Genomic DNA, 9834 nt, shown 5'->3' on the forward strand with positions numbered 1-9834 from the left:
GTTATTCCTATCCACTGTCCTTTATCCGCAACAGCCGATATTTTTCTGGCATATTCCTGCAAATTCGATAATATCGATAACCAGAGCTGCGCGTGCAATCGCTTATTCAAGCCTCAGTAGGGGGAGCCATGGATATTCGCGTCCGGGGACCTGTATGCTGGTTAAGCACCCTATGCTTTTGTGTTCTGGTTTCAGCGTGCAGCGGGATACCACTCATTGGCGACAACCACACCAGTCTTGATGCATCGATCGATGCGCAACTGGAAAAAACTTGCCCGCTTCCAGATGTCCCTATTCAGCAAAAAGTCCAGCTGAGAATAATACGGGGAGAAATCATTCTGGCGGCAATAGCAGGTTACGCAAACACCAGCATTTCCAGCTATTCAAGCGCAAGCGATCTCAAGGCGGATAGCGTGCTTGTGCTCGAAAAACTGAAAATTGCTCATACGGAGCTTAATGAGTTCAAAGAAGCGGTGTCGAAGAATAACAACATGTTCGATCTCTACCGCGCCGACCTGATCATCGCTGCCGGCGGTGCAGCGGATGCAGCCTTGCGCCCGACGCTGCGAACGGTGAAAACCACCGTGTTTTCTCCCTCGCTTTCTCTCGACAGGGTAAAACGCTCGAAGCAGCTACTCCTCAACTTGTTAAAGGATGAGCTTTACCTCACTGCGATCGAAAACGCCTGCCGCCGCCTCGATCCTGCAAACCTGGCCCAGCAATGGCGTTTCGCCACGGAGCGTTTCGCAAAACGGTGTGAACCTCTCGCGAGGAGGGCCGAGCTGAGCGCCAATGACTATTGCGCGCAAGCGTCGTGGCAAGCGGCGGCAGGCGTCTCGCCAGTCCCCAGCGTCGCGTCAGCAACAGGTCTTCCCCAGCACGATCAGTGAGCATAGCGATCGCGGAAATGTTTGTCAGCGAGGGACATCATGGACATCAAGAGGGCGATCGAGGCCGTGCAGGCGAAGCTGGGCGTGGAAGTGGATGGGCGGGCCGGCCCGGAAACCTGGAAAGCCATCTACACGGCGATCGTCGGTGACGGCGGCCTTGCCGCCGGGCTCATCGACAACGCCTCCGCCACGGTCGATCAGCGCAGCGAGAAAATCATCGCCCAACTGCACCCGCGCATCCATCCCTACGCACGCGCACTGGTGAAGCAGGCTGGCGCCGTGGGCATCCAGATCAAGCTGATCAGCGGATTGCGGACTTATGCCGAACAAGACAAGCTATTCGCCCAGGGACGCACGGATTTCAGCAAGGGGAAAAAGAAGGTGACAAACGCACGAGGCGGCGAATCGAACCACAACTTCGGTCTTGCCTTCGATATCGGCGTGTTCGATAACGAGACTTACCTGCAGACCTCGCCGAAGTACAAGGCGGTCGGCGCGATCGGCCTGGAGCTGGGCCTGGAATGGGGCGGCAACTGGAAATCGATCGTCGATCAGCCGCACTTCCAGTTGCGGCCGGATTGGGCGAAAGGCCTGTCCGAAAAAGCGATGCTGGCCCAGCTGAGGGAACGGCACAGCGAACAACAGGACTATTTTGCCTGACGGACGACCAGCGCCCGTTGATCGCGTTAAGGCGATTCGATGGCGGCAACCGCGCCTCTCCTGCCCCGGCGGTCAAACGCCGCCACGCGGATCGTGCCGCGCTCGGCAATCGGCCCGGTTACCAGGTTGCTCGCCGGGGTCGGGTCGGTGCCATCGCTGGTGTAGCGCAGCATCATCCCAGGCAGCACGTGGTTGGCAAGCACCCTGCCCTTGTCGAGTATCAGTCCCGGCGGTGCGATGCGGTAGGCCATCCCGGGGCCTTCCAGGTCGAGACGCGGCAATACCCGCTGGCCCAGCGCGTTGACGAAACCCGACCATGCACTACGATGCAGGGCCGTGGCCTTGGCGGCGTCAAGTGCGGTGGCCCAGCCCGGATCGGCCGCCCAGGCGCGCTCGGCCAGGGCCGCCAGGCGCGGCATGACCAGGTAGTCGATGCGGGCCGGGTCGCGCACGGATTCCGAGAACAGATTCGCCTGGATGCCGCGCACGCGCCGCTTGCCGTAGTCGGTCAGGCGGTCTTTGCCCATGCGCGCCGCCTCCGGCGCATCCCTCATGATATCGAAGGGAACGAAGTCGTACACCGTGTCCAGTTCGACGTAGGCGCCCCAGTTGACGCCATGCTCCTCCGGATTGGCGTTGTGCGCCATGTCGAAGTAGGCGCGCGTCACCGGCGTGAGCACGATGTCGTAGCCGGCATTGGCCAGGCGGTAGGCCAGGTCTTCGGCGCCGGCGGTGTTGTTCCACACGTAGGCGGTGAAGCCCTTGCGGGTGAAGCGCGGATTGGGGATCAGCTTAGGCGCGCCGTCCAGCGTCGTCTTGCGCGCGGCCAGTTCTTCCCAGCCGGAGGTGAGCATGCCGTGCTTGCGCACGATGGCGTCGACGCGCTCATAGAAATAGTCCCACAGGTCGGCGCTGGTCTCGAGCCCGTGCTTGCGCATCATGGCGTGGCTGGCGGGCGACTTTTCCCAGGCGCCGTTGGCCAGCTCGTCGCCGCCCATGTGGATGGTCTTGAGGGGAACGCCGGCTTCGCGGTGCAGCGCCGCCATTTCCCTGACCACGTGGTCGATGAAGGTGTAGCTCGACTCGAGACCGGGATTGATCACGTTGTCCTTGAAATACTGGGCCGACGTGTATTCGGAGCGGTCGTCGGCATCGTTCAGCAGGTAGCGCGCGGCGTCGCGGCTGCCGGCGCGCGTCAAGCGGTGGTAGCGCGCCTCCATCGCCTGCACGGCGGCGCGCGCGTGGCCGGGCATCTCGATCTCGGGGATCACCGTGATGTGGCGCGCCTGCGCGTAGCGCAGGATCTCCTTGTAGTCGGCGCGGGTGTAATGCCCGCTGCCGCTGGCGTCGCGCGGGTCGGGGCCGGAACCGTAGGCCGGCTGCAGGCGCACACCGGGTTTGGCGCTGTGGCCGCGGACGGCGCCGATCGCCGTCAGTTCCGGCAGGCCGGCGATCTCGATGCGCCAGCCCTCGTCGTCGGTCAGGTGGAAGTGGAAGGTGTTCAGTTTGAAGCGCGCCATCAGGTCGAGCCACTTGAACACGGTCTGCTTGTTATGGAAGTTGCGCGCCACGTCCAGCATGAATCCGCGGTAGCCGAAGCGCGGCGCGTCGACGATGCTCAGCTCGGGCAAGTCTGGCGCCGTCGCCCCGGGCAAGGGCATCAGGTCGCGCAGCGTCTGCAAGCCATGGGCGACGCCGGCAGCGCTGTTGCCGACGATGTCGATGCCATGCGCGGCGCTGATCGTGAGACGGTAGGCTTCGGGCGAAGCCTGGCCGTCGACCGGACCCACGCTCAGGCGCAAGGACGGACCGCCGCTGGCAGGAAGGGTTGCCGGGAACAGCGAGCGCGCCAGCGCGGCCTCGTTGGACAGCGCTGCGGATGCCTTAACCTGCGGCCGTCCCGCCAGCGCCAGCCGGCCCTGGCCGGGGTCGAGTTGCAGCGGCGTCGGCAAGACCGGCGGAACGCTGGATGCGGGCAGCAGGTCGGCGCGCGCGTTGCGCCAGTAGGTATCCTCCGGCGACACCGCCGAATGCGGGCTGCCGGTCTTGCCGCGCTGTGGCGGTTCGGCCAGGGGCGCCACTTCGTAGCGCAGCGGCACGCCTGCGTCCGGCGCCGCGTCGTACACGAGGTAGGGACCGCTCGGCGAGCGCGAGGGCATGAATACGGCATCGTTGTGGCGATAGGCGAATTCCAGCGCCTGTCCCGGCGCCAGGCCTTTGAAATCCGGGCCGGGGCGCAGGCGGAACAGGCCGCCCGCGACCTGCTCCAGCACCAGGCCGGCCGATTGCGCCCCGGCGGGCATGCGGTCGATGCCGGTGAAGTAGAGCGACCAGCCGGAGGCAGGCAACGGCTGGTCGTCGCCGTTGGTCAGGATGAAGCGGGCCGGCGAGCCGCCTTGCGGAAGCTGGGTGCTTGCCGGCTTGCGCTGCAGTTCCCAGCGCAATTGCAGCTTGGCGCCATCGGCGGAACCAGCGAGCTGAGGGACCGGCTTCCCGGCCGGTTCAGCCTGCGCGCCGGGCGCCATCAGCGCCAGCAAGGCCGCCAGCAGCGCTGGGGCGAACGCCCAGGGGCGCAAGGTCGTGTTCTTGCCCAATTCTCTCTCTCCAATCCGCATCAGCCGGCCACGCCTGGACGTGCAAACAGCCGCTCGATCTCCTCCAGCGACTTGCCCTTGGTCTCCGGCAGGAAGAAGGCCGCCGTCACGAAATACACTGCGGTGCAGCCGGCCCAGAACAGGAACATCATGTGGAAGCCGAAGTTGCCCACGATCGGCAGGAAGGCGCCGGCGATCAAGGTGCCGGTGCCCTGGTTGATCAGGAGCGCCACGCCCATGCCCACCGAGCGGATCCGGGTCGGCATCAGTTCCGACAGCGCCAGCCACACGCACACGCCCGGCCCGACCGAGAACGCGGCGATGAAGCCGGCGATGCACAGCGCCGCCAGCAGCCCGCTGTTCTTGTCGGGGATCGGGCCGATGGTGGCGCGCACGATCCCGAGCGGCGTTCCGGCCGCGCCCTCGACCGGCCGGATGTCGATGCGCTGGGCCATGTGGACACGGCGGGCGGCGTCGAGCGTGGCGCGCGCTTCGGGCGGCAGGCCGGCGATCAGCTGCTGCGCGCCCTCGCCCATCGCAGGCGCGGCGCGCCCGCTCCACGCCGCCCGCGCCTGGGCCAGCTGCGCACGCTGGTCTTCGGGCAGCGAGCGCACCAGCGCTTCCTCGCGCGCCAGCACGGCCTGCGCCTCGCCGGTCGGCGTGTATGCGCCGGCCACCTGCTGCTTGTCGCCGTACTGGTACAGGACGGTGAGCTGCACCGGCCCGGCCGCCGGCTGCGCCAGGCGCGCATCGACCAGGTTCAGGTCGAGCCGATTGTCGCGGACCAGCGCCGCCACCTCGGCGCGCACGTCGACGCGCTGCGATTCGAAGCGATGGAACAGCAGCGCCAGCAGGCAGAGCGACACCATGATGCCGGCGGTGCCGATCTTGAGCAGGAACACCCGGCCCTTGCGCTCGACCAGCATGATGGCGAAAACCGTCATCACCATGTTGAGGATCTTGATCGCGGTGCCGTAGCCGGCCGCGCTCACCGGATCGAGGCCGGCGTGCTGCAGGATGGTCGACATGAACTGCAGGATCGAGTTGATGCCGGTGGCCTGGTTGCAGCCGAGGATAACGCAGGCCAGCACGAAGGGCAGCACGTAGCGCCGCTCGGTCAGCATCTCGGCCAGCGCTGCGCCACGCCCAAGCTTGGGACGGGACCTTTCCTCCGCCAGCGCGGCGCCGATCTCGGCCACCTCGGCCTCGCATTGCGCCGCCGGACGCAGGCGCGCCAGCACCGCGGCGGCCTGCTCCGCACGTCCACGCCGCATCAGCCAGCGCGGCGATTCGGCCACGAACAGGCAGCCGAGCAGGAACAGGCTGCCCGGATACAGCACCGCCAGGAACATGCTGCGCCAGGCGCGGTCTGCGGCGGCGGTACTTGCCGCCACATCGCTGCCCGCCGCCTGGATCGCCAGTTCGGCGTTGCTCAGGTAATGGTTGCCGATGAAGGCGGCCAGCACGATGCCGGCGGTGAGGGCGAACTGGAACAGCGCCAGCCCGCGTCCGCGCTGGCTGGCCGGCAGGCACTCGGCCAGGTAGAGCGGCACCACCACCGCGATCACCCCGCCGCTCAGGCCCTGCAGCAGGCGCCCCAGCAACAGGGGAACGAAGGACTGCGACAGGTAGATCACGGCGACGCTGCCGACGAACAGCAGCGCGCTGACGATCATCATCGGCCGGCGTCCCAGCCAGTCGGCCAGCATGCCGGCCACGACCGAGCCCAGGATCGAGCCGCCCATCACCGCCGCCACCACCAGCGACAGCTGCCCCTCGGTGAGGCTGGTGGCGCGGTGCAGATAGGGCAAGGCGGGGTCGATGATGCCGATGTCGATACCGTAGAGGAGTCCGCCCAGGCCGCAGATAGCGGTCAGGAACAGCAGGTGCAGGCGGTGCCCGGTGTGTGTAGCCATTGCTTGCCTCGGTCGCGGTATGTGGGCCCTGACGAATGCAGGGATAGCCGCCGACCTTGGCGCAGCGGTCGGCAACATATCTTAATCGCAATATTTGTCGACCGAGGTGGTTTTACCTGATCCAGGCTCCAGTTTCGTGAGAAGCGCGCAAAAGAGGTGATCCGGTCATCCCAGGCGCTGACGGATCGCCAGCAGTGCTTCGCGCTGACGGGCGTCGGCCCGCGGATACCTGAGTTTAAGCTCACGCAGGGTATCGAGGACGATTTGAGAAACGATCAGCCTGGCGTTCTTCTTGTCGTCGGCAGGCACCACATGCCATGGTGATGCGCGTGTGCTCGTGCGATTGATGCATTCCTCGTAGGCCCGCATGTAGTCGCTCCAGTATTCCCGCTCCTGGACGTCGGCCAGGCTGAATTTCCAGTTCTTGCGCGGATCGTCGATCCGCTTGAGGAGCCGCTTCCTTTGCTCTTCCTGCGAGATATGCAGGAAGATCTTGACGATCCGGGTTCCGTTGGCGACCAGGTGCCGTTCCAGGTTCCTGATCGAGCGGTAGCGCTCGCGCCAGACTGTCTCATCGGGGCGGGCCAAGGGCAGCCCTTCGCTGCGCAGGATGCCGGGATGGACGCGTGCGATCAGGACCTCTTCGTAATAGGAACGATTGAAAATGCCGATTTGCCCGCGTTCCGGGAGGTCGAGCGTGGTACGCCAGAGGAAATCATGCTGGAGTTCCACGGGCGCCGGGTGCTTGTAGCTGTGCACCTGGCATCCCTGGGGATTCACGCCCGACATCACGTGCCTGATCGCGCCGTCTTTGCCGGCCGCGTCCATCGCCTGGAAAATGAGCAGGACCGCGTGGCTGTTCGAGGCAAACAAGACCTGCTGCCGTTCACTCAGGCGCGCGACATGCCTGGCGAGGAGTTCGCGGTAGTGCTGCTTCGACCGGTACACCCGGTCGACCCCGGTCGGCACGCTGTCCAGGCTGATCCTGCGCTCCCCGTTTACGCAAAAACGCTGTACGTCGATCTTCATCTGCATCCTGCCCGGTTGAGGTGGCGTGCAATCGACTGTAGCGATGGAAGGCGGAGCGGTCTGTTAGGCTATTCACCGAGTCCGGCATCGGGCGCCGGGCTGGGTGTGGTCGGACGGGCCGCGCGGCGGCAGCGCTCGGAACAATATTTGACCTGCTCCCAGTCCCTTGCCCACTTCTTGCGCCACGAAAAAGGACGCGTGCAGTGCAGGCAATCCTTTGTGGGCAGATCCGATTTCTTGCGGGTTTTCATGCGGTCCAGCCTCAGGCAGCACCGCCAAGCTCGATTTTCGCCGCCAGCACGCGCGCGAGCGCCGTCTCCGGGTCCAGTCCGGCCATCATCTGGTTGATGATCTCCTGCTTGTCTTCCGGGCCGAGTGGCTCGCAGGCCTTGCGGTGCGAGCAGAAATAGGCGTACCAGGCCACGTCCACCGGCCGCTCCTTGCGCGGCTTGAAGCGTGCCGGCACCTTGGCGCGCATCGCCTCCACATAGGGCGCCAGCTGCGCATCGGCTGCACGCCAGTCGAAAGCGGCCACCGCGCGCTTGTCGGCTTCCCAGTCGCCCTCGTACCCGGCCCGCGGACGCAGGCTGTCCTTGTTCACCGCGAGGCAGGCCAGATTGGGATAGCCGTGCAAGGCGCAAAAGCCTTCCACGAACAGCAGCTTGGGGCCGATGCCCACCGCTACCGCGCGGCCGAGCACCTCGTCCTTCGGATGCAGGGACCGCGCCAGCGTGAGCAGGTCGCCGTAGGTGATCGGCATGCCGCGCAGGGAGGTCGCTTGCCGTATCAGGGCCTCGACCAGGCGCGCGCCTACCTCGATGTCGTTGAAAGTGAATGGGATCATATAAACGAAGTTTGCAACAAAAACAGGCGAGCCGTCGATCATCCCGGTCGGACGATCGACGGCTCGCCTGATCTCTCGTGAAATCAGTGCCCTGCTTTACTCAGTTCACTCCCACTCGATCGTCGCCGGCGGCTTGCCCGAAATGTCATACACCACGCGGTTGATACCACGCACCTCGTTGATGATCCGGTTCGACACCTTGCCCAGCAGCGAGTGCGGCAGGTGCGCCCACTGCGCCGTCATGAAGTCCAGGGTCTGCACCGCGCGCAGCGCCACCACGTATTCGTAGGTGCGGCCGTCGCCCATCACGCCCACCGACTTCACCGGGAGAAACACGGCGAAGGCCTGGCTGGTCGCCTCGTACCAGTTGACCGGCGCCTTGCCCGCGTCGATGCCCGGCACGTGCGGCACTTCGAACGGGGTCTTGCGCAGTTCCTCGATGAAGATCGCATCCGCTTCGCGCAGCAGGTCGGCGAATTCCTTCTTCACTTCGCCCAGGATGCGCACGCCCAGGCCCGGGCCCGGGAACGGGTGGCGGTAGACCATGTCGTGCGGCAGGCCGAGGGCGATGCCGAGTTTACGGACTTCGTCCTTGAACAGTTCGCGCAGCGGCTCCAGGAGCTTGAGGTTCAGGGTTTCCGGCAGGCCGCCCACGTTGTGGTGGCTCTTGATGGTCTGGCCCTTCTTGCCCTTGCCGGCCGATTCGATCACGTCCGGATAGATCGTGCCCTGGGCCAGCCAGCGGGCGCTGGTCAGCTGCTTGGCCTGTTCCTGGAACACTTCCACGAATTCGCGGCCGATGATCTTGCGCTTCTGCTCAGGATCGTTGACGCCGGCCAGGTGGCCCATGAACTGGTCTTCGGCGTCGATGCGCAGGACCTTGACGCCGAGGTTCTTGGCGAACATGTCCATGACCATCTTGCCTTCATCCTTGCGCAGCAGGCCGTGGTCGACGAAGACGCAGGTCAGCTGGTCGCCGATGGCGCGGTGGATCAGGGCGGCGGCCACGCTCGAGTCAACGCCGCCGGACAGGCCCAGGATCACCTCGTCGGTGCCGACCTGCTCGCGGATCTTGGCGACGGCTTCGCCGATGTAGTCGGGCATGTTCCAGTCCGACTTGCAGCCGCAGATCTCGTGCACGAAGCGGCCGATGATGGCTTCGCCCTGCGAGGTGTGGGTGACTTCCGGGTGGAACTGCAGCGCGTAGAAGCGGCGTTCCTCGTCGGCCATGGCGGCGATGGGGCAGCTGTCGGTCGAACCCATCAGCTTGAAGCCCGGCGGCATGTCGAGCACCTTGTCGCCGTGGCTCATCCAGACCTTCAGCATGCCGTGGCCTTCGCTTGTTACGAAGTCGTTGATACCGTTCAGCAGGGCCGTATGGCCGCGGGCGCGCACTTCGGCGTAGCCGAATTCGCGGACCTTGCCGTTCTCGACCTTGCCGCCCAGCTGGGCCGCCATGGTCTGCATGCCGTAGCAGATGCCGAGCACCGGCACGCCGGCTTCGAACGCGGCCTGCGGGGCGCGCGGCGAATCGCCTTCGAGGGTCGAGTTGTGGCTGCCCGACAGGATGATGCCCGAGGCGCCGTAGTTGCGCACGAACTCGTCGCTGACGTCGTAGGGGAAGACTTCGGAGAACACGCCGGCGTCGCGCACGCGGCGGGCGATCAGCTGGGTAACCTGGGAACCGAAGTCGAGAATGAGGATTTTAGAGTGCATGGGGTCTGGCTATAGTCGGTGATCGGGACGTAGGGTTGGCGGCTTCGCCGCCGACGCGGTGAGCGTTAGCGGCAAGATCATCCGGCGCGATACCGGAGCCTGCAACCATCACGGCGTGGGGGGGGGGGGGGGGGGGGGCGCCCCCCCCCGCCCCCCGGGGGCGGGGGGGGGGGGGCGGTGGGGGG

General features: G+C 65.6%; 8 protein-coding genes. 2 read left to right on the forward strand and 6 right to left on the reverse strand.

Annotated features, from left to right (window positions below; translation table 11 throughout):
- Positions 1 to 128: 128 nt before the first annotated feature.
- Together KBW98_RS18815 and KBW98_RS18820 are read left to right on the forward strand one after the other, a co-directional pair.
- The gene (locus KBW98_RS18815) at positions 129 to 890 is read left to right on the forward strand and encodes a hypothetical protein (protein WP_211521696.1); all 762 of its coding nucleotides are present in this window, start codon (positions 129 to 131) and stop codon (positions 888 to 890) included.
- Positions 891 to 929: 39 nt separating this feature from the next.
- Positions 930 to 1550, forward strand: coding sequence for a D-alanyl-D-alanine carboxypeptidase family protein (locus tag KBW98_RS18820; RefSeq protein ID WP_211521697.1), 621 nt, complete (start codon positions 930 to 932; stop codon positions 1548 to 1550).
- A 26-nt stretch (positions 1551 to 1576) separates the two neighbouring features.
- Here KBW98_RS18820 and KBW98_RS18825 read toward each other — a convergent pair whose 3' ends face one another.
- From KBW98_RS18825 to guaA, 6 genes are all read right to left on the reverse strand, one after another.
- Positions 1577 to 4144 carry a family 20 glycosylhydrolase gene (locus KBW98_RS18825; protein ID WP_229429288.1) on the reverse strand — a complete coding sequence of 856 codons (2568 nt, stop codon included), beginning with the start codon at positions 4142 to 4144 and terminating at the stop codon, positions 1577 to 1579.
- Between the two features lie 20 nt (positions 4145 to 4164).
- Complete coding sequence (locus KBW98_RS18830) at positions 4165 to 6060, reverse strand: MFS transporter (RefSeq protein ID WP_211521699.1); 1896 nt, start codon at positions 6058 to 6060, stop codon at positions 4165 to 4167.
- Between the two features lie 165 nt (positions 6061 to 6225).
- Positions 6226 to 7089 (reverse strand): ADP-polyphosphate phosphotransferase, encoded by an 864-nt coding sequence (locus KBW98_RS18835; RefSeq protein ID WP_211521700.1) that lies wholly within the window; start codon positions 7087 to 7089, stop codon positions 6226 to 6228.
- A 68-nt stretch (positions 7090 to 7157) separates the two neighbouring features.
- Positions 7158 to 7340 carry a DUF2256 domain-containing protein gene (locus KBW98_RS18840; protein ID WP_211521701.1) on the reverse strand — a complete coding sequence of 61 codons (183 nt, stop codon included), beginning with the start codon at positions 7338 to 7340 and terminating at the stop codon, positions 7158 to 7160.
- Between the two features lie 11 nt (positions 7341 to 7351).
- A complete protein-coding gene (locus KBW98_RS18845; protein ID WP_211521702.1) occupies positions 7352 to 7933 on the reverse strand; it encodes a hypothetical protein in 582 nt (193 codons plus the stop codon).
- 105 nt (positions 7934 to 8038) lie between these two features.
- Positions 8039 to 9649, reverse strand: a complete 1611-nt coding sequence (gene guaA / locus KBW98_RS18850) for a glutamine-hydrolyzing GMP synthase (protein ID WP_211521703.1) — start codon at positions 9647 to 9649, stop codon at positions 8039 to 8041.
- Between the last annotated feature and the right edge of the window lie 185 nt (positions 9650 to 9834).

Source organism: Massilia sp. ST3 (genome assembly GCF_018119405.1).
Lineage (GTDB): Bacteria > Pseudomonadota > Gammaproteobacteria > Burkholderiales > Burkholderiaceae_D > Telluria.

Excerpts from the sequence above, each read along its gene's own strand:
- guaA (WP_211521703.1), bottom strand. The coding sequence starts at position 9,649 with ATGCACTCTAAAATCCTCATTCTCGACTTCGGTTCCCAGGTTACCCAG.
- KBW98_RS18815 (WP_211521696.1), top strand. The coding sequence starts at position 129 with ATGGATATTCGCGTCCGGGGACCTGTATGCTGGTTAAGCACCCTATGC.
- KBW98_RS18845 (WP_211521702.1), bottom strand. The coding sequence starts at position 7,933 with ATGATCCCATTCACTTTCAACGACATCGAGGTAGGCGCGCGCCTGGTC.
- KBW98_RS18820 (WP_211521697.1), top strand. The coding sequence starts at position 930 with ATGGACATCAAGAGGGCGATCGAGGCCGTGCAGGCGAAGCTGGGCGTG.
- KBW98_RS18835 (WP_211521700.1), bottom strand. The coding sequence starts at position 7,089 with ATGAAGATCGACGTACAGCGTTTTTGCGTAAACGGGGAGCGCAGGATC.
- KBW98_RS18840 (WP_211521701.1), bottom strand. The coding sequence starts at position 7,340 with ATGAAAACCCGCAAGAAATCGGATCTGCCCACAAAGGATTGCCTGCAC.
- KBW98_RS18830 (WP_211521699.1), bottom strand. The coding sequence starts at position 6,060 with ATGGCTACACACACCGGGCACCGCCTGCACCTGCTGTTCCTGACCGCT.